Origin of the sequence: Micromonospora sp. NBC_00617 (genome assembly GCF_045161355.1) — a bacterium.
GTDB lineage: Bacteria > Actinomycetota > Actinomycetes > Mycobacteriales > Micromonosporaceae > Micromonospora.
The window spans coordinates 308,781-325,916 of the sequence record NZ_CP107751.1 but is presented as its reverse complement, the minus strand read 5'-3'; the positions used below and the strand labels follow the sequence as shown (position 1 = coordinate 325,916).

The 17,136-nt window shown below is 74.3% G+C and carries 14 protein-coding genes; 6 read left to right on the top strand and 8 right to left on the bottom strand.

Annotated elements, in window-relative coordinates; translation table 11 throughout:
* Window positions 1–94 precede the first annotated feature (94 nt).
* From glnA (OG505_RS01575) to OG505_RS01565, 3 genes are all read left to right on the top strand, one after another.
* Entirely contained in the window at window positions 95–1,519 is a 1,425-nt protein-coding gene (gene glnA, locus OG505_RS01575) for a type I glutamate--ammonia ligase (RefSeq protein ID WP_405430425.1), read from the top strand.
* A 122-nt stretch (window positions 1,520–1,641) separates the two neighbouring features.
* Window positions 1,642–2,007: a PadR family transcriptional regulator gene (locus OG505_RS01570; protein WP_405430424.1), complete on the top strand. Its 366-nt coding sequence runs from the start codon at window positions 1,642–1,644 to the stop codon at window positions 2,005–2,007.
* Entirely contained in the window at window positions 2,004–2,984 is a 981-nt protein-coding gene (locus OG505_RS01565; RefSeq protein ID WP_405430423.1) for a hypothetical protein, read from the top strand. The genes OG505_RS01570 and OG505_RS01565 overlap by 4 nt, the downstream gene beginning before the upstream one ends.
* A 117-nt stretch (window positions 2,985–3,101) precedes the next feature.
* On the opposite strand, the gene mptB (OG505_RS01560) is transcribed toward OG505_RS01565, so the two are convergent.
* Together mptB (OG505_RS01560) and mptB (OG505_RS01555) are read right to left on the bottom strand one after the other, a co-directional pair.
* A complete protein-coding gene (gene mptB, locus OG505_RS01560) occupies window positions 3,102–4,610 on the bottom strand; it encodes a polyprenol phosphomannose-dependent alpha 1,6 mannosyltransferase MptB (protein WP_405430422.1) in 1,509 nt (502 codons plus the stop codon).
* Window positions 4,611–4,624: 14 nt separating this feature from the next.
* Window positions 4,625–6,034 carry a polyprenol phosphomannose-dependent alpha 1,6 mannosyltransferase MptB gene (gene mptB / locus OG505_RS01555; protein WP_405430421.1) on the bottom strand — a complete coding sequence of 470 codons (1,410 nt, stop codon included), beginning with the start codon at window positions 6,032–6,034 and terminating at the stop codon, window positions 4,625–4,627.
* 35 nt (window positions 6,035–6,069) lie between these two features.
* Here mptB (OG505_RS01555) and OG505_RS01550 point away from each other — a divergent pair, with 35 nt between their 5' ends.
* The gene (locus tag OG505_RS01550; protein ID WP_405430420.1) at window positions 6,070–7,749 is read left to right on the top strand and encodes a hypothetical protein; all 1,680 of its coding nucleotides are present in this window, start codon (window positions 6,070–6,072) and stop codon (window positions 7,747–7,749) included.
* 6 nt (window positions 7,750–7,755) lie between these two features.
* On the opposite strand, the gene OG505_RS01545 is transcribed toward OG505_RS01550, so the two are convergent.
* Together OG505_RS01545 and OG505_RS01540 are read right to left on the bottom strand one after the other, a co-directional pair.
* Complete coding sequence (locus OG505_RS01545; RefSeq protein ID WP_405430419.1) at window positions 7,756–10,794, bottom strand: bifunctional [glutamine synthetase] adenylyltransferase/[glutamine synthetase]-adenylyl-L-tyrosine phosphorylase; 3,039 nt, start codon at window positions 10,792–10,794, stop codon at window positions 7,756–7,758.
* Window positions 10,791–11,561 (bottom strand): type 1 glutamine amidotransferase, encoded by a 771-nt coding sequence (locus OG505_RS01540; protein WP_405430418.1) that lies wholly within the window; start codon window positions 11,559–11,561, stop codon window positions 10,791–10,793. Before OG505_RS01540 ends, OG505_RS01545 begins: the two co-directional genes overlap by 4 nt.
* A gap of 165 nt (window positions 11,562–11,726) precedes the next feature.
* On the opposite strand from OG505_RS01540, the gene OG505_RS01535 reads away from it, so the two are divergent.
* Both OG505_RS01535 and OG505_RS01530 read left to right on the top strand, forming a co-directional pair.
* On the top strand, window positions 11,727–12,662 hold the full coding sequence (locus OG505_RS01535) for an LD-carboxypeptidase (RefSeq protein ID WP_405430416.1): 936 nt from the start codon (window positions 11,727–11,729) through the stop codon (window positions 12,660–12,662).
* Between the two features lie 310 nt (window positions 12,663–12,972).
* Window positions 12,973–13,500, top strand: coding sequence for a hypothetical protein (locus OG505_RS01530; protein ID WP_405430415.1), 528 nt, complete (start codon window positions 12,973–12,975; stop codon window positions 13,498–13,500).
* A 366-nt stretch (window positions 13,501–13,866) separates the two neighbouring features.
* Here OG505_RS01530 and OG505_RS01525 read toward each other — a convergent pair whose 3' ends face one another.
* The 4 genes from OG505_RS01525 to glnA (OG505_RS01510) form a co-directional block, all read right to left on the bottom strand.
* A complete protein-coding gene (locus OG505_RS01525) occupies window positions 13,867–14,244 on the bottom strand; it encodes a VOC family protein (protein ID WP_405430413.1) in 378 nt (125 codons plus the stop codon).
* 128 nt (window positions 14,245–14,372) lie between these two features.
* Window positions 14,373–15,065 carry a helix-turn-helix transcriptional regulator gene (locus OG505_RS01520; protein WP_405430412.1) on the bottom strand — a complete coding sequence of 231 codons (693 nt, stop codon included), beginning with the start codon at window positions 15,063–15,065 and terminating at the stop codon, window positions 14,373–14,375.
* A 78-nt stretch (window positions 15,066–15,143) separates the two neighbouring features.
* On the bottom strand, window positions 15,144–15,569 hold the full coding sequence (locus tag OG505_RS01515) for a DUF350 domain-containing protein (protein WP_405430410.1): 426 nt from the start codon (window positions 15,567–15,569) through the stop codon (window positions 15,144–15,146).
* A gap of 87 nt (window positions 15,570–15,656) precedes the next feature.
* Window positions 15,657–17,006, bottom strand: coding sequence for a type I glutamate--ammonia ligase (glnA, locus tag OG505_RS01510; protein ID WP_405430409.1), 1,350 nt, complete (start codon window positions 17,004–17,006; stop codon window positions 15,657–15,659).
* Between the last annotated feature and the right edge of the window lie 130 nt (window positions 17,007–17,136).

Sequence of the window (17,136 nt, the reverse complement as noted above, 5' to 3'; positions counted from 1 at the left end):
AACACGGCAGAAACACTCAAGACATGGCCGGGCAACCCCCCGGCCATAGCGTCGCCAGGAGCCTAGCCACCCCGTGGACGTGCCAGGAGGATGTGTGTTCGCCAATCCCGAGGAACTGCTGCGATACCTCAAGAACGAGGACGTGAAGTTCGTCGACGTTCGTTTCTGTGACCTGCCCGGCGTGATGCAGCACTTCAACCTGCCGGTCGAGTCCGTCAACGACGACTTCTTCACCGACGGCCTCGCGTTCGACGGTTCGTCGATCCGCGGTTTCCAGGCGATCCACGAGTCGGACATGCTCCTGCTCCCGGACGTCGCCACCGCGTTCATCGACCCGTTCCGGGCGCAGAAGACCCTCGCGCTCAACTTCTTCATCCACGACCCGTTCACCCGCGAGGCCTACAGCCGCGACCCGCGCAACGTCGCGAAGAAGGCCGAGGCGTACCTCGCCGCGAGCGGCATCGCCGACACCGCCTACTTCGGTGCCGAGGCGGAGTTCTACATCTTCGACTCGATCCGCCACGAGACCTCGGCGCACCAGTCGTTCTACTACATCGACTCGGTCGAGGGCGCGTGGAACACCGGCCGCGAGGAGGAGGGCGGCAACCGCGGTTACAAGACCGCGTATAAGGGCGGTTACTTCCCGGTGCCCCCGGTCGACCACTACGCCGACCTGCGCGACTCGATCGTGCGTCGGCTCGTCGACAGCGGCTTTACCGTGGAGCGTTCGCACCACGAGGTGGGCACCGCCGGTCAGTCCGAGATCAACTACAAGTTCTCGACGCTGCTGCACGCCGCCGACCAGCTCCAGCTCTTCAAGTACATCGTGAAGAACGAGGCCTGGGCCAACGGCAAGACCGCGACGTTCATGCCCAAGCCGCTGTTCGGCGACAACGGCTCCGGCATGCACACCCACCAGAGCCTCTGGCTCAACGGTGAGCCGCTGTTCTACGACGAGACCGGCTACGCCGGCCTGTCCGACACCGCCCGCTGGTACATCGGCGGTCTGCTGCACCACGCACCGTCGCTGCTGGCCTTCACCAACCCGACGATCAACTCGTACCGCCGTCTGGTGCCCGGCTACGAGGCGCCGGTCAACCTGGTCTACTCGCAGCGCAACCGCTCCGCCTGCACCCGCATCCCGGTGACCGGCAGCAACGCGAAGGCCAAGCGCGTCGAGTTCCGCGTTCCGGACCCGTCGGCCAACGTCTACCTGGCCTTCTCGGCCATGATGATGGCCGGCCTGGACGGCATCAAGAGCAAGATCGAGCCGCCGACGCCGATCGACAAGGACCTCTACGACCTCCCGCCGGAGGAGTGGGGCGACGTCAAGCAGGTCCCGGACTCGCTGCCGGCCGTGCTCGACTCGCTGGAGGCCGACCACGACTACCTGCTCGACGGCGGCGTCTTCACCCCCGACCTGATCTCCACCTGGGTCGACTGGAAGCGCGCCAACGAGGTCGACCCGGTGCGTCTGCGCCCGACCCCGCACGAGTTCGCCATGTATTACGACTGCTGAGCTGCCTACGACTGCTGAGCAGTCCCCGCACCACCGGCCGGGCCGGCTCCGCGATCGCGGAGCCGGCCCGGCTCGTTTCGTCACGCCCCCCAACATGCCTTCGCATCCGATATATTACGGCGATGGATACACCGCTGCGCGAACCCACCTTCCTGATCCTCACCGCGCTCGCCGCCGAGCCGATGCACGGCTACGGGCTGATCCGCGAGGTCGCCGTCCTCTCCGACAACCGCGTGTCGCTACGCCCCGGAACGCTCTACGGGGCACTCGACCGGCTGGTCGACGCCGGTCTCGTCGAGGTCGACCGGGAGGAGGTGGTGGACAGCCGCCTGCGCCGCTACTACCGGCTCTCCCCCACCGGCGACGCCACCCTGAGCGCCGAGACCGAGCGGCTCCGGCGCAACGTCGAGGCCGCCACCAAGCGGCTGGCCGAGCGGGCCCGCACCGCCCGGCCGACCACCCCGCGAATCGCCGGAGGGTTGGCATGATCGATCTTGAGCGACGTTACCTGTGGCTGCTGCTCGCCTACCCCGCCGAGTACCGGCGCTCCCGTGGCGCCGAGATCGTCGGCACGTACCTGGACCTGGCCGCGCCGGGCCGCCGCTGGCCGGCGCCCGCGGACGCCGCGGACCTCCTGCGTGGCGGGCTCCGCCAGCGGGTACGCGCCGCCGGCGTGATCCACCTCGTCCCGGGCGTACGCCTCGCGGCCGCCGTGGCCCTGTTCACCGCCACCATTCTCGCCGGCATGTGGACGGTGCTCGAACTGCGCCCCGCGCCGCCGGGCTTCGGTGAGCCGTCGGTCGGGCCGTTCGTCTCGCTCGGCATCGTCGCGTGGGCCGGCTGGCTGCTCGCCGCCGCGGCGCAGGCGCTGACACCCGGCCGGTGGCATCGGCGCGCGGTCGCGCTCGCGGTGCTCCTCACGGTCGCGCTCGTCCCCGCCGCCGCGCTCACCGACCTGGCCCGCCCGCCGCTGTTCGTGCTGCTTCCCCAGGTCGGGTTGGGGCTGGTGGCGCTCGGCGCGTCCCGCGAGCGGCCGGTGTCGCTGCGGGTGACGCCGCTGGTCGCCGCCGTCGCCGGTCTGGCGGCGGCGGCGAGGTTGGCGCCGGAACTATTCGCCTGGACCTACCGCGGGGTGACGGCTGCTCCGGCCCTGCTCAACGCCGCCGCCGTGGCGGTGCTCGCGGCGGCCGTGCTGCTCGCCGTGGGACTGGCGCTGCGCGGCGACCACCGGGGCGGCTGGGCCCTGTTGATCCTGCTCACCCCGGTGGGCCTGCTGGCCCTGCAACCGCTGGCCGGGGCCGCCGACGGCATGCCGGCCGCGTTCGCCCCGGACTGGACGGCGCTCGCCGCGACGGCGGCCGTGGTCGGCCTGGTCGGTCCCGCCCTGCTGTCGGTGGCACTCGCCGTACGCGCCCGACTGGCCCGGCCCTGGACCCCCGACCCGACCTGGAACACGCACCGCTGACCGTCCATGCCCCGCACGTCCCTGCTCGCCGCTGCCGCCGCTGCCGCTGCCGCTGCCGCTGCCGACAGGATCGTGCTCGATTCGGGAAGTAGTGGCCTCGGCGGTTCGGCGATGCCACTACTTCCCTGTTCGAGCGCGATCGTGAGCATCGGACCGTGACCATCGACGTGGCGAGCGCTTCAGTCCGTTCTGACCGACCCGAAGGAGCAGGAACATGAGCAGGGCGGTCATCGCCACCGCGCCGGGGGCCTTCGTGAAGCGGGCCAGGTTGGTGCCGTCGGGCAGGGCCAGGAAGGCCGCCGTCCCGGCCGGCAGCACGAACCAGGTGGTCCGGGTGGCGGTGAGCGCGAGCAGTGCCAGCGGCCAGGTCGCGTACCAGGGGTAGAAGACCGGGGACAGGACCACCGTGGCGGCCAGGGCCAGGCCGGCGCCGTGCAGCGCGACCCGGGCGCGGTCCAGGGTCGGATCATCCGAGGCCCGCCGGTCCCGCCAGGCCCTGGACCACAGGACCACCACCACGATCGCGAGCAGCAGCAGCGCCACGGCCCGGACCACCGGCACCGCCCGCGGGTCCCGCCCGGCCAGCGCACCGGCGTAGTCCACCACCAGGCCGACGGCGGTGGGCGGCGACGTCCACTGCTCGGAGTCTGCGCTGCGGGTCAGCCCGCCCACCCAGCCGAACCCGAGACCGGACAGCGCCGAGGTGACCAGCAGCGCGGCCAGCAGCGCGCCGGCCAGAGCGCCGCCGTCGCGCAGCAGCGCCCGTACGGTGTGCCGGCCGTGCACCGCGGCCAGCGCGACGAACGGGGCCACCACCACGGCGGTGGCCTTCACCGTGACCGCCAGGCCGAGCAGCGCCCCGGCGGCGAGCAGCGCCCCCGGTCGACCCGGCCGTCGGATCACCAGCAGCAGCGCGCACAGCAGCAGCCCGAGCATCACGGCGTCGTTGTGCGCCCCGGCCACCAGGTGCACGCCGACCACCGGCGCGGCCAGCGCCAACCAGGCCGCCCGCCGGGTCGGCACGCCGGCCGCCCGCGCCAGGCCCGGCAGGCAGTACGCCGCCAGGAGCAGGCCCGCCACGGCGAAGACCCGCAGCGCCACGACCGTGCCGGTGAGGCCACCACCCAGAGTGACCGCGAGCGCCGCGAGCAGCACGAAGACCGGCCCGTACGGGGCAGGTGTGTCCCGCCAGATCGGCGCCACCGCCTCCACCCACGGGCAGCCGGCCGCCGCCACCGGAACCGCGTACGGGTCGACGCCGTGCGCGTACGTCCAGCCCTGGCAGGCGTACGAGTAGACGTCCCGGCTACCCAGCGGCGGCGCGACCAGCAGCGGCAGCGCCCACAGCCCGGCGGTGACGTACGCCCACCGGCCCGACGGCGCACCGGCGCGCAGTGACCACCAGGCGCCGACCAGCAGCGCCGTGCCGATGAGCCAGCAGGTCAGCGTCGCCGGACCGTGCGGGGCTCGCCAGATCGACACCGGTGTCGCGCCCAGCGGGGCGTCGGGCAGCGCCCCACCGAGATACCCGGCAACGGTGAGCAGGGCCGCGCCGACCAGGCCGGCGTACCGGGCACACCGGGCCGCCGACGGGCCGGGAAGCGGCGACGCGCCGGGAGTGGTCACCGGCGCACCTTCCCTCAGTCGGTGGCGACCGGCTGACGGGCCGCCCGAGCCGACCGTACCAACCGGATGACCAGCACGATCACCAACAGCGTCATCAGCGGCGCCCCGACCGACTTGGTGAACCGGGGCAGCCCGGTGCCGTCGGGCAGCACCAGGAACGACGCGACAAGCGCGACCACCGTGAACCATCCGGTACGCCGGGCGGTGGCCGCGAGCACCGCGAGGGGCCAGATCCAGTACCAGGGGTGGAACAGCGGAGCGAGGGCGACCGTGGCGGCCAGCGCCAGGGCGGCGTGCCACAGCGGCTCCCGGGTGCGGGCCCGCCACCACAGCCACACCAGCAGCAGCGCCAGCACGACCATGCCGATCCCCCGGGTGACCGGCAGGGCGTCGAGGTGCCCGCCGAAGGGAACCGCCAGGTAGCCGACGGTCTGGCCGACCGCCGTGGACGGCGACGTCCAGGCGATCACGTCGCCGCCTCGGGCCAGGCCGCCGACCCAGCCGAAGTCCAGTCCGGCGGCGAAGGTCACCCCGACCACGACGGCGACCGCGCCGCCGACGACCCAGCCGCCGTGGCGGATCAGCGCGCGGATCGAGTACCCGCCGACGATCGCGGCCAGCGCCGCGAACGGCACCACGACCAGCGCCGTCACCTTGATCGCGGCGGCCAGCCCGAGCAGCGCGCCACCGGCGAGCAGCGGACCGGGGCGGCCGGGCCGCGAGGCGATCACCGCCAGCCCGGCGACCAGCAGGCCGACCATCAGGGCGTCGTTGTGCGCGCCGCCGACCAGGTGCACGGCGACCAGCGGGCAGGCGAGCGTCAGCCAGACCGCCCGGGAGGCCGGCACGCCGGCTCGCCGGGCCAGCGCCGGCAGGCCGACCGCGGTCAGCGCCACCCCCGCCACGGCGATCAGCCGGAACACCACGATCGCGCCGGTCAGCGAGCCGGTGGCCTTGACCACCGCGCCGGCGAGCACCACGAACAGCGGCCCGTACGGCGCCGGCGTGTCGCGCCAGATGAAGGAGATGGTGTCCAGCCAGGGGCAGGGCAGCGCGGAGACGCCCTGCTCGTACGGGTTGATCCCGGCGGCGTAGCTGGCGCCCTGGCAGGCGTACGCGTAGACGTCGCGGCTGGCCAGCGGCGGCGCGATCAGCACCGGCAGCAGCCAGAGCCCGACGGTGACCAGCGCCCAGCGGGTCGACGGCACGCCGTCGCGCAGCGACCACCAGGCGTACGCCAGCAGCGCGGTGCCGACCAGCCATGCGGCGAGGACCAGCGGCCCGTGCGGGCCCTGCCAGATGCTGACCGGGGTGGGGCGCAGGGGTGATCCGGGCAGGGCGCCGCCGAGGAACGCGGCTACGGCGAGCAACGCCGATCCGGCCAGTCCGGTCCAGCGCGCGAGGTGGTGAGGCACGCCGGACATGCTGCCAGTACGGTTGTCGCGGTACGGAGGTGGGCATGCGGCGCAGTCGGGTGGTGGCGGTGGCCACCGGTTCCGCCGTCGTGCTCGGCGCGCTCTGGCTGGCCCTGCCGCTGATGGGCTCGGACCTCGCCGCCCAGGTCGCCCGGGCGGACTTCTTCGCCGCCCATGGCCTGACACCGATCGATCTGCGCTGGTACGGCGGGGTGCAGCAGTTCGGCTACAGCCTCGTGTCCCAGCCGGTGATGGCCCTGCTCGGCGTGCGGGTGACAGGTGCGTTGGCCCTGGTGGCGTCGGCCGCCGCGCTGGCCGCGCTGCTGGTTCGCAGTCCGGTGCCCCGTCCGCTGCTGGGCAGCATGGTCGGCGTGGTCACGCTGGCCGGCAACCTGGTCTCCGGCCGGGTGACGTACGCCCTGGGTGTCGCGTTCGGGCTGGCCGCGCTGCTGGCGCTGACTCGGGGCGTACCCCCGGGTCGGCGTCTCGCGCTCGCCGCGGTCGGCGCGCTGCTGGCCTCGGCGACGAGCCCGGTGGCGGGCCTGTTCGTCGGCCTGGCGGGCGTGGCGCTGCTGCTCACCCGCCGCTACGCCGACGGTCTGACGCTCGGTGTCGCGGCGGCCGTGCCGCTGGCCGCGACCGCGCTGCTCTTCGGCGACGGCGGCTGGATGAACATCAGCCGCACCGACACCCTGCGCGCGGTGGTGACCAGCCTGGTGGTGGCGGCGCTGGTGGCGTACCGGCCGGTGCGGTTCGGCGCGCTCCTCTCCACCGCCGGGGTGCTCGCCGCCGCGCTGGTCCACACCCCGGTGGGGTTGAACGCGACCCGGCTGGCGACGATGTTCGCGCTGCCGGTGCTGGCCGCCGCCGCCCGGCCGCCGGCCTGGCTCACCGCCCGCCTCGCCCGCCGGCACGCCGACCGCCCGGCCCCGCAAAGCGCCACCCCGCCCGGCACCACCCTGGCCGGCACCGCGACGCCCGGCGCTGTCCTGGCCAGCACCGCGACGCCGCAGCGGTCGCGGCGTGCCCGCCTGCTCGGCGGTGTGGGCCTGACCGCGCTGCTGGTGGCCGTCTGCGGGTGGCAGCCGCCGGTGGTGCCCGCCGACCTGCGCGGCATCGGCGACCCGACCAGCGCGCCCGGCTACCACGCGCCGCTGCGCGCGTTCCTGGCCGGGCAGCGGCTCACCGGCCGGGTGGAGGTGCCGCCGACGCGCAACTACTGGGAGGCGGCCCGCCTCGGCGAGGTGCCACTGGCCCGCGGCTGGCTGCGGCAGGCCGACATCTACCGCAACCCGCTGTTCTTCACCACCGTGCCCGGCGCGGCGGGCACCGGCGTGCCGCTGACCCCGGCCAGCTACCGGGCCTGGCTGGCGGAGAACGCCGTGCAGTACGTGGCGGTGCCGGACGCCCCGCTGTCCTGGGTGGGACGGGCCGAGGCGGAGCTGGTCGAGGGCGGCCTGCCGTACCTGACGCCGGTCTGGTCCGGCGCGCACTGGCGGGTCTGGGCGGTGGCCGACCCGACGCCGCTGGTCGCCGCGCCCGCCGAGCTGGTCCGCGCCGACGGCGCGGCGCTGACCTTCCGGGCCCCGACCGCCGGTCCGGTGGCCGTCCGGGTCCGGCACAGCCGGTGGCTGATGGCCTCCGGCGGGGCCACCGTCACCGCCGACGGGGCCTGGAGCACCGTCACCGTTCCCCAGGCCGGCGAGTACACCGTCGGCAGTTGACCGGCGCTACGCCTCCAGCACCCGCTGCGCGGCGGCGCGGGAGCGGCGGCCGGTGCGCAGGTACTCGTCGAGGAACTCCCCCGGGTCGTCGCGGCCAAGCAGCCGGACCACCCCGGCCAGCTCCACCCCGTGCCGCGGCAGCTGGTCACCGGCGCGGCCCCGGACCAGCATCAACGCGTTGCGGACCTGCGCGGCCAGGGACCAGCCGGCAGCCATCTCCGCGGCGTCCGCCGGGTCGATCAGGCCGGCCCGCTCGGCCGCCGCGAGGGCATCGAGGGTACGCGTGCCGCGCAGTTCCGGGATCGCGCCCGCGTGCCGGAGCTGGACGAGCTGGACCGCCCACTCCACGTCGGCCAGCCCGCCCCGGCCCAGCTTGGTGTGGGTGGCCGGGTCGGCGCCGCGCGGCAGCCGCTCGGTCTCCACCCGTGCCTTGATCCGGCGGATCTCCACGACCTGCTCGCGGGTCAGCCCGTCGGCCGGGTAGCGCACCGGTTCGATCATCGCCTCGAACTCGGCGCCCAGGTCGGCGTCACCACAGACGAACCGGGCGCGCAGCAGCGCCTGCGCCTCCCACACCCGCGACCAGCGGGCGTAGTACTGCGCGTACGCGGCGAGGCTGCGCACCAGCGGGCCCTGCCGGCCCTCCGGGCGCAGGTCGGCGTCGACACCGAGCGGCGGGTCGGGGGCGGGCACGCCGAGCAGTCGCCGCAGCTCCTCGGCGATGGCGTGTGCGGCGGCGCTGGCGGCGCTCTCGCCGCTGTCGGCGGGCGGGTCGTAGACGAAGAGCACGTCGGCGTCGGAGAGGTAGTTCGACTCGTACCCGCCGAGCCGGCCCATCCCGATCACCGCGAACCGCAGCCCTTGCGGGGCCGGTTGGCTGGCCCGGGCGGCGCGCAGCGCGGCGGCGAGAGTGGCGTCGGTGACGTCGGAGAGCGCCGTGCCGACCTCGGTGATGTCGGCCAGGCCGACGGCCGGCCGCGTCGTGCCGTCCGGCCGGGTCGGGGTGGGGGCGAGCGCGCCGGCGCGGCAGAGCACGTCGGCGCACGCCACGCGGACCAGTTCCCGGCGGCGCAGCGCCCGCACCGCGCGGGTCGCCTCGATCGGGTCGGCGTGTCGGGCCGCCGCCGCCAGGAAACCCTCCCGCAGCACCGCCCGTGAGCGCGGCGCCAACTCGTTCTCCTCGGCGAGCAGCCGCAGCGCCTCCGGATCGCGGGCGAGCAGGTCGGCGACGTACCGGGAGAGGGCCAGGACCCGGGCCAGCCGCCGGGCCACGGGACCGCCGTCGCGCAGCAGCCGCAGGTACCAGGGGGTGCTGCCCAGCTTGTCGGAGACCTTGCGGTAGTTGAGCAGCCCCCGGTCCGGCTCCGGCGCGTCGGCGAACTCGCTCAGCAGCACCGGCAGCAGGGTCCGCTGGATGGCCGCGGTGCGGCTCACCCCGCCGGTGAGGGCCTGGAGGTGACGCAGCGCCCCCGCCGGGTCGGCGAACCCGAGGATCTCCAACCGGTGCCGGGCGGCCTCCGGCGTGAGCCGCAGCCCGTCGGCGGGCACCCGGGCCACCGACTCCAGCAGCGGCCGGTAGAGCAGCTTGGCGTGCAGCCGGCGTACCTCGGTGGCGTGGGTGACCCACTCGGCCCGGAAGCTCTCCACGGCGCTGCGCCCCGGCGTGGCCGTGAAATCCAGCGCGGCGGCCAGCCAGCGCAGCGCGGACGGCTCGGTGGGCACGGTGTGCGTACGGCGCAGGGCCTGCAACTGGAGCCGGTGCTCGACGCTGCGCAGGAAGCGGTAGCCGCGCAGCAGTGACTCGCCGTCAGCGCGGCCGACGTAGCCGCCGGCGACCAGCGCGCGCAGCGCCGGGATCGTGCCCGGCGCCCGCAGCGTCTCGTCGCCGCGGCCGTGCACGAGTTGCAGGAGCTGGACGGCGAACTCGATGTCGCGCAGCCCGCCGGGACCGCGCTTGATCTCGCGTTCCAGCTCCTTCGGCGGGATGTTGTCGATGATCCGGCGGCGCATCGCGCGGACGTCCTCGACCGCCTCGGGTCGTTCGGCGGCCCGCCACACCAGCGGAGCGAGCTGGTCGATCCACTCCTGGGCCAGCGCCAGGTCTCCGGCGGCCGGACGGGCCTTGAGCAGCGCCTGGAACTCCCAGGTGCGCGCCCACCGCCGGTAGTAGGCCAGGTGGCTGGCGAGGGTACGCACCAGCGGGCCCCGGTTGCCCTCGGGCCGCAACGCGGCGTCCACCGGCCAGGCGACCAGCCCGCAGATGTGGATCAACCGGGTCGCCACCAGGGTCGCGGCGGGCAGGTCGCCGTCCTCGGCGGCCACGAAGATCACATCCACGTCGGAGACGTAGTTCAGCTCGCCGCCGCCGCATTTGCCCATCGCCACCACGGCCAGCCGGGGTCGCTCGGTGCCCGCCGCCAGCTCGTCGACGGCGATTTCGTACGCCGCGGCCAGCGTCGCGTCGGCCAGCGCGGACAACGCCGCCATGGTCTGCTCCAGAGCCCGGCCGCCGGTGAGGTCGGCCGCCGCGATCCGCAGCAACGCCAGCCGGTACGCGGTCCGCAGCACCGCCACGGGGTTGCCGTCGCCGGCCGGTTCCAGACGGCCCTCGGCGATCGGCGCGAGCCCGTCCGGGGCGGTGCGCAGCGCCAGACAGTGCTCCGGGTTGGCCACCAGGTGATCACCGAGCGCCGACGACGCGCCCAGGACGGCGATCAGTCGACGCCGCAGCCCGGGATCGGCGTGCAGCTCCGCGATCAGCGACGAGCGCGCGCCGCTGCCGCCAGGCGCGCCGTCGCCGCTGATTCGCCGTTCGGCCTCGACGATGCGGTGCAGTTGGCGCAGCGCCAGATCCGGGTCGGCGGCCCGGGACAGCGCGGCGAGCAGCTCCGTGGCCGTCTCGTCGACCGGCTCCTGCTCGACCGGCTGCCAGAGGCCCAGCCCGTCCGGGCCGAGCAGGTCGGCGGCGCGGGCTCCGCCGTCGCCGTCGGCGACGCCGAAGCCGTAGCGGGCGAGCCGACCCGGCGCCCTCGTCGGCCGGCTCATCCGTGCCCGAGCAGCGGCAGGCCACGCCGCGTCGTGCTGTCGTCCAACTCGCCGAGGGCCAGCGCCGCGAACCGGGCGGCGAACGGCTGCCAGACCTCCTCGACGTCCACCATCACCGAGTCGCAGGCCGCCACGACCAGCTCCGGGTCGTAGCCCAGCTCCGCGAGCTGGGCCGAGTCGGTGGCCCAGTCGGCGATCATCGCGGTGTCGCACTCGATGTGGAACTGCAGCCCCCAGGCCCGGTCGCCGAGCCGGAACGCCTGGTGCGGGTAACGGGTGGAGGCCGCCAGCAGGGTGGCGCCCCGGGGCAGCTCGGTGATCTCGTCGGAGTGCCACTGGAGCACGTCCGGGATCAGCGGCACGTACCGGAACAGCGGGTCGCCCTCGGCGGCGTCGCGCCGGCCGACCACGCCGGGGCCGATCTCCGGCCCGGACGGGCTCCGCTCGACCAGACCGGCGTGCGCGGTGGCGAGCAACTGCGCGCCCAGGCAGACGGCCAGGGTCGGCACCCGGTACCGGACCGCCTTGCGCAGCAACCCCTCCACGGCCGGGAACCAGGGTGCGCCGGGCGAGCCGTCCGGCAGCGGGTACGCCTGCTGGTCGCCGCCGAGCACCACCAGCGCCGCGTACCCCTCCAGGTCGGCGGGGAGCTCGTCGCCGGCGTGCGGGCGGACCACCCACAGCTCCAGCCCAGCCTCGGTCAGCCACTCACCCAACCGGCGTGCGTCGTCCGTCGGGTCGTTCTCGATCACCAGCGCGGTTGCCACGCGTCGAGGCTAGCCGGTACGTCCCGCAGCGCCACGCCCCGCCACGGCCCACGTCGCTCGGATGCCCCCGCCCGGCACCGGGTTTGGTGGCCGACGCGTACACCGGCGTCGACGGCCCGACTTCGCTGCTCGTCCGGCTCCGCGGTGTCGTTAGGCTCTGCGATTGTGATCAACGAGGATTCGGCCGTCGTCCGCCCGCCCGTCCTGCGCCCCGGGGACACGGTGCTGCTGGTGTCACCGTCCGGGCCGACCTCGCCGGAGCGGGTCGCCCGGGGGATGGAGTTGCTCACCGGGTGGGGCCTGCGGCCAATGCCGGCGTCGAACGCGTACGCCCGCCACGGCTACCTCGCCGGCACTGACGACCTGCGGGCCGCCGACCTGAACGCGGCGTTCGCCGACCCGCAGGTACGCGGCGTCATCTGCACCCGGGGCGGGTACGGCGCACAGCGGATCGTGGACGCCATCGACATGGCCGCCGTCCGCCGCGACCCGAAGGTGGTGGCCGGCTTCTCGGACATCACCGCGTTGCAGCTCGCCCTGTGGCGGGGCGCCCGGCTGGCCGGTGTGCACGGCCCGGGGGCCGCCTGGCGGGACGAGCGGACGTCGCTGCGCTCCGCCGAGTCCCTGCACGCGGCGCTGATGACCACCGAGCCGGTGACCGTCGAGGCGGCGCCCACCGAGGAGACCTTCGGCGTACGGGTGCCGGGTCGCGCCACCGGCACCCTGCTGGGCGGCAACCTGTGCCTGATCGCCGCGTCGATCGGCACTCCGGACCTGCCCGATCTGACCGGCGCCGTGCTGTTGATCGAGGACGTGCAGGAGCCCCCGTACAAGGTCGACCGGATGCTCACCCACCTGCGCCGCGCCGGCGCGCTGGACGGGCTGGCCGGTGTGGCGGTCGGGCAGTTCACCGACTGCGGCGACGGCTGGGAGACCACGATCGTCGACGTGCTCACCGATCGCCTCGGCGACCTGGGCGTACCAATCCTCGGCGGCCTCCCCATCGGCCACGGCCCCGACCAGCTGACCGTCCCGGTAGGCACCACCGCAACCCTGGACACCGACACCGGAACCCTGACGGTCTCCCCCGCCGTCCGCTAGCCCCCGCCTCTCCCGGCGACCCGGCCCACCCACTTCCGCGCCGCCCTCCCGCCGCCCACCGCCGCCCTCCCGCCTCCCCACCGCCTCCCCACCGTGAGGTGTCCCTCCGTTGGCGACCACCAACCCTGACCGCCTGACCAACGACGACACAACCAATTGCACCGATCGCAGCCTCGATTGGCAGCCCGCTGCTCGACGGCAGCCGCTGCTCGATTGTCAGCTCGCTGACAGGGTCGCCACGGGTCGCGCCCAGGATCGCCCGTCACTGTCGGTGACGACATCGCGCATCACCGACCTTCTGGAGGACAGCATGTCCCGCACCATCCGTAGGAAGCACCTGCTGGCCGGCCTGGCCACCGCGGGCGTCCTCGGCGTGGGGATCGCCGCCCCGACGATCGCGTTCGCCGCGGACACCCCGACGCCGCCCCCGACCGCCAGCACCGCCCCCGCTGGCGGAGCGAAGGCCGACCGGCAGGGTGAGTTCGCCGAGGCGCTCGCCAAGGAGCTGGGTGTCCCCACCGACAAGGTGACCGCCGCACTGGAGAAGGTCCGCGAGCAGCACCGGCCCGCCGATCGTCCGGCGCGTCCGTCCGCCGAGGACCGGCAGGCCGCGCTGAAGGAGCGGCTGGACCAGGCGGTCAAGGACGGCAGGCTAACCCAGGAGCAGGCCGACGCCATCACCAAGGCCGTCGAGGCCGGCGTCTTCCCCGGCCCCGGCGGCGGCCACCGTGGGCCGGGCGGTGGCGACCACGGGCCGGGCGGCGGCCACCGTTGGCCGGGCGGCGGCGACCGCGGACCGGGCGGCTACGGCGCTCCCGCAGGTACGCCGGGCAGGTAACCCGACGGGTCGGCCTCCGACCATCCCGGGCAGGCGTGCCCCAGGGGTGGCAGGGGGTCGCCCGGCGTGATCCACTCCGTCTCGCCGATGTGGCGGCGTCCATCGCACTCGGACACCGCCACATCGGCGACCTGGAGTCGATCATGCCCGCGGGACCGGCGTCAGCCTCGGCGCGACGGGGGGCCGCACGCGCCAACCCCGACGCGACGGGGGGCCGCGCGCCCGCCAGCCCCGACGCGGCGGGGGCCGCGCGCCCGCCAGCCCCGGCGCGGCGGGGCAGCGCCCGTCGGCACCGGCGCGGGGCGCACGCGTCGGACCCTGCGGCGGGCGTCCGCTTCAGCCCTTGGCGCGCGGGATCCGCGCGCGTCAACCCTGGGTGGGCGGGGGTGCGAACACGCCGAGGCGATTTCCCGCCGGGTCGAGCAGGTGGGCGAGCGTGAGACCGCTGGGTGTGGTCCGCGCCGGCACCAGCACCTTCGCGCCGGCGGCCTCGGCTCGCCGGCAGGTCTGCGCAACGTCGTCGACCTCGGCATAGAACACCGCGTAGTTCGGGGACGTCCCGTCGGTCGCCCGGATTGCCCCGCCGATCCCGGTATCACCGCCGGCACCCGTCACCCGATAGGACCCGCCGTTACCCCCGCCCTGCTCCTCGAAGGTCCAGCCGAACAGCTCGCCGTAGAAACGTTCCGCCTCCTCCGGCCGGTCGGTGCCGATCTCGAACCAGGTGATGGGCGTCGTGGCCACGTGCTGCCTCCAGAGTTGCCGGGACGGCGGTTCGCCGTCGTCCAGAGCAGTTTCGGGGCCGTCGGCGACACCGTCCTGTCGGTGTTTGCCGGATCACCCGACGGAGATCGGTGCGAGCCGGACCCGACTCAGACCAGGCTCAGCGGGCGGACCCGTTCCCGGGGGATGTCGAGATCCGTCAGGCGGAGCTCCCGGACGACCACCTCGGGCAGCGCGCGGACGTCCCCGATCCGGTCGGTACGGAAGCAGCGCAGCTCGTCGCGCAGCCGGCACCAGGCGAGCAGATACCAGTGTCGCGGGTTGCCCAGGTAGCCCAGCGGCTCGACGTCGCGCACCGAGTCGACGCCGGCGCGGTCGGCGTACCGGATGCGCAGCACCCGCCGCGCGGTGACCGCGTCGGCGACGGTGGCCGGCACGGGCGTGGCCGGCCCGTCGCCGATCAGGTGCACCCGGCCGGCGAGGCGGTGCGCCTCGGCGGCGTCGGCGGCCGGCAGCACCGCCACCAGCTTGCGCAGCGCGGTGGCGCCCGGCCCGGCGAACGGGGTGCCGGCGAGCCGGTGCAGCGCGACGGCCATCGCCACCGCCTCGGCCGGGGTCAGGTTGACCGGCGGCAAGGTGCGGCTGCGGTCCAGGACGTAGCCGCCGGTGCGCCCGGGCTCGGCCCAGATCGGCACCCCGGCCTCCTGGAGCGCGCCGATGTCCCGCTCGATGGTCCGGCTGCTCACCTCGAAGTGGGCGGCCAGCCAGCGGGCGCTGCGCGGCCGGGGCGACACCGCCCGCAGCTCCTCGACCAGGGCGTAGAGCCGGTCCGTGCGGTTCATGCCCGGCACGCTACGACCGGGGTACGACGACCGGCCCCGGACGCGCGGACTCAGGCGACCCCGCTCGGGCGACCGGCCTCAGGCGATGCAGGCGCAGACGATCAGCGCCGCGCCGAAGTGCGTGGCGGCGCTGATCCGGGCCGCCGGGTGCGGCTCGGACGAGCAGATGACCTCACCGAGCTTGCCGGGGGTGAGCAGGTCGAGCACGAAGAAGGCCAGCGCCATGATGGCCAGCCCGACGAGCCCGAAGATCACGGTGGAGGCCAGCCCTCGGCCAAAGTCGCTGTAGCTGGTCAGGATCGCCGTGAAGACGATGCCGGCGATGCCGAGCTGGTTGGCGGCGAGCAGCAACCCCGCGTTGACGTTGCGCTCGACCCAGATCAGCTCCCGCAACCGCCCCGGGGTCAGCAGGTCGACGAGCCCGAACCCGGCAGCCATGAGCCCGACGCCCACGACCCCGAACACGACGCTCTGCCAGGCACCGCTGAGCAGATCCTCCAGCACCGACTGCCTCCCGACTCTCCGCCCGGAGGGGTACCGGCGCGATGATCGAGACGATAGCGGCAGCGCGCCACCGCGTCAGCCCCGCGACTACAGCGCCAGGTAACGCTGCCGCTCGTACGGGGTGACCTCGCGGCGGTACTGCTCCCACTCGGTCCGCTTGTTGCGCAGGAAGAAGTCGAAGACGTGCTCGCCGAGCACCTCGGCGACCAGTTCGGATTCGGCCATCACGTCGATCGCCTCGGCCAGGTTCTCCGGCAGCGCCTCGTACCCCATGGCGCGGCGCTCCGCGCTGCTCAGCGACCAGACGTCGTCCTCGGCGCCCGGCGGCAGCTCGTAGCCCTCCTCGATGCCCTTCAGGCCGGCGCCGAGCAGCACCGCGAAGGCGAGGTACGGGTTGGTCGCCGAGTCCAGCGACCGGACCTCGACCCGGGCGGAGTTCGGCTTGCCGTACGCCGGGACGCGGACCAGCGCGGACCGGTTCAGGTGCCCCCAGCAGACGTACGCCGGGCTCTCGGTGATCCGGTCCGGCAGCGCCAGGGGGAACAGCCGCTTGTAGGAGTTGACCCACTGGTTGGTGACCGCGGTGTACTCCCGGGCGTGGGTGAGCAGCCCGGCGATGAACGACTTGGCCACCTTGGAGAGCTTCATCGGGTCGCCGGCGTCGTGGAAGGCGTTGCGCTCCCCCTCGAACAGCGACAGGTGCGTGTGCATGCCGTTGCCCGGCTGGTCGGTGAAGGGCTTCGGCATGAAGCTGGCCTGCACCCCGGTGGAGAGCGCGACCTCCTTCACCACGTGCCGGAAGGTCATGATGTTGTCGGCGGTGGTCAGCGCGTCGGCGTAGCGCAGGTCGATCTCCTGCTGGCCGGGGGCCACCTCGTGGTGGCTGTACTCCACCGAGATGCCGATCCGCTCCAGCGCCAGCACGCCCTGGCGGCGGAAGTCGCGGGCCACGGCGTGGGTGGTGTGCTCGAAGTAGCCGCCGGTGTCCACCGGGGTGGGCACCGAGCCGTCCTGCGGGCCGTTCTCCAGCAGGAAGAACTCGATCTCGGGATGGGTGTAGAAGGTGAAGCCCTTCTCGGCCGCCCGGGAGAGCGCCCGGCGCAGCACGTGCCGCGGGTCGGCCCAGGACGGGCTGCCGTCGGGCAGCAGGATGTCGCAGAACATCCGGGCGCTCTCGCCGCTGACCCCGCCCTCGAAGGGGAAGACCTGGAAGGTGGTCGGATCGGGCATGGCGACCATGTCCGACTCGAAGACGCGGGCGAAGCCCTCGATGGCCGAGCCGTCGAAGCCGATGCCCTCCTCGAAGGCCGCCTCCAGCTCCGCGGGCGCCACCGAGACGCTCTTGAGCGTGCCCAGCACGTCCGTGAACCACAGCCGGACGAACCGGATGTCCCGCTCTTCCAGCGTACGGAGGACGAACTCCTGCTGACGGTCCACTTCCCCAACCCCTCGCGACACTCTTTTGTCCGCCTTGGTCGGGCTGTAGCCGACCTGACCGCCCAGTGTTCCCGGGCCTGGTTACGCAGACGTTACGCGAACCGCCGCCGTCCGTCCCCTCGTGTCCCGC